Here is a 637-nt window from a genome sequence, read left to right on the forward strand (position 1 = left end):
GATTAAAGCCATCGCCCGTGAAGCTGGTGACCGTTCTAAAGTAGCGGTTGTTTCTAACGACGCGAATATCGATGCAGTAGGTACTTGTGTTGGACCTCGAGGTTCACGTGTACAACGTATTGTAGACGAATTAAAAGGCGAAAACATGGATATCGTTCAATGGTCGGACGACATGGCCACCTTTATTTCAAATGCCTTGAACCCAGCTGATGTATTATCTGTACACTTTGTACCAGGTGAAACGTCATGTGTGGTTGTCGTACCAGAAAACCACTTGTCATTAGCTATTGGTAAACGTGGCCAAAATGCGCGTTTAGCGGCTAAATTAACAAACCACAAGATTGATATTAAATCTGAAGCTGACTTTGAAGCGTATGTACAAACAGAAGAGTACGCAGAACGTTTCGCGGAAAAAGAATTAGTTGACCAAGACGTTGATCCAATTTTAGCTGAAGATATTGAAACTGTTGAAGATTATGAAGCAATGACAGAAGGTTCAACTTCAGTTGATGAAGAAGATTTATTAGCTATCGATGATCTTGAAGAAGGTAATGTCGGTCCAGAAGCACTTGAAGAGCAAATTGCTGATCTTGAAGGCGAAGATAACGACATTATTGGTGATGAAGCATTAATTGGT

1 pseudogene is annotated in these 637 nt (G+C 40.8%); it reads left to right on the top strand.

The features are described 5' to 3' along the window. Positions 1-637: pseudogene (locus ACRCJ0_RS18210) on the top strand (transcription termination factor NusA); the annotation flags it as partial.

The sequence above is a fragment of the Aerococcus sp. L_32 genome (assembly GCF_050689315.1).